Source organism: Arhodomonas sp. KWT (assembly GCF_010993615.1).
This window is the reverse complement of record NZ_WNXE01000462.1, coordinates 1-1,321: the sequence shown is the minus strand read 5'-3', so window position 1 is coordinate 1,321 and position 1,321 is coordinate 1. Positions and strand designations below refer to the sequence as shown.

At 68.9% G+C, this 1,321-nt stretch carries 2 protein-coding genes; both read right to left on the bottom strand.

Annotated features, from left to right (window positions below; genetic code table 11):
* Window positions 1–968, bottom strand: a 968-nt coding sequence (locus G7A99_RS19930) for an ABC transporter permease (RefSeq protein WP_240466350.1), incomplete at its 3' end; no start/stop codon positions are given.
* A 5-nt stretch (window positions 969–973) separates the two neighbouring features.
* On the bottom strand, window positions 974–1,321 hold a 348-nt coding region (locus G7A99_RS25870; protein WP_163143528.1), incomplete at its 5' end, for an ATP-binding cassette domain-containing protein.

The window sequence follows — 1,321 nt, the reverse complement described above, 5'->3', positions numbered from 1 at the left end:
ACCGCGAAGACCAGCAGGGCGCCGGTGATGATCATCTGCAGGTAGGAGCTCACGCCCACCAGGTCCAGGCCGTTCTGCAGCAGCACCAGGAAGATCGCGCCGAGGATGGCGCCCCACAGCGAGCCCTGGCCGCCACGCAGGGAGATGCCGCCGAGCACCGCCGCGGCGATGGACTGCAGCGCGAACGTCCCGCCCAGGTTGGGTTCGCCGGAGCCCACGCGGGCGGTGAGCATGACGCCGGCGATGCCCACCAGTACGCCCGCCGAGAGGTAGGCGAGGAACAGCGCGCGTTTCACCGGCACCCCGGCGATGTGGGCCGAGACGGGGTTGCCGCCGACGGCGTACCAGTTGCGCCCGAGACGGTGCCAGTACAGGGCGATGTAGGCGACACCGACCACCAGCAGAACCACCAGCCACGGCACCGGGACGCCGGCGAGATCCCCGGTGTAGAGGGTCTCCTTGAACAGCTGCGGCAGGTTGAAGATCGGCACACCGCCGGTGATGATCAGCGCCAGGCCGCTGACCACCGAGGCCATGCCCAGGGTGACGATCAGCGGTGAGACCCGGAACTGGGATATCAGCACCCCGTTGGCGGCGCCCACCGAGGCCCCGGTGAGCATGCCGGCACCGGTGGCAAGCACGATCCCGCCCGCGCCGGGTACGGCGACGATCACCGAGCTGGTGGTGATGCTGGTCAGCGCCAGCGCCGCGCCCACCGAGAGGTCGAAGCCGCCGGTGATCATGACGATGGCCTGGGCGATGACGACCAGGGTGAAGTACACCGACTGGGTGGCGATGGTCGACATGTTGCGGCCGCTGAGGAAGTGATCGGAGGCCACCGAGAAGTAGATGGCCATGATCACGAACAGCGGCAGCAGCGCCCCGGTCTTGGTGAAGATGATCCGTGCGGCGTCGAGCACGGCATTGCCGCCCCCGTCGCCGGTCTCGCGCCCGCGTGTCTCTGCCATGGTGTTCATACTGCCTCTCTGCTGTCCTGGGATCCGAAGTAGGCGCTGACCAGCTGCTCCTCGTCCGCCTCGCCCTGGGTGAACTCCCGGGACATCCGCCCCTGGCTGATGGCGATGATGCGGTGGCACACGGTCAGCAGCTCGCGTGTGTCGGTGGAGATGACGATCACCGCCGCGCCGGCCTCGGCGAGCTCGCGGGTGACGGCGTAGATGTCCGCCTTGGAGCCGACGTCGACGCCCTGGGTGGGCTCCTCGAGGATGAACAGCCGCGGCTCGGTGAGCATGCCGCGGGCGAACAGCACCTTCTGCTGGTTGCCCCCCGAGAGCAGCTTGATGGGCTGGGCCGCGGAGGG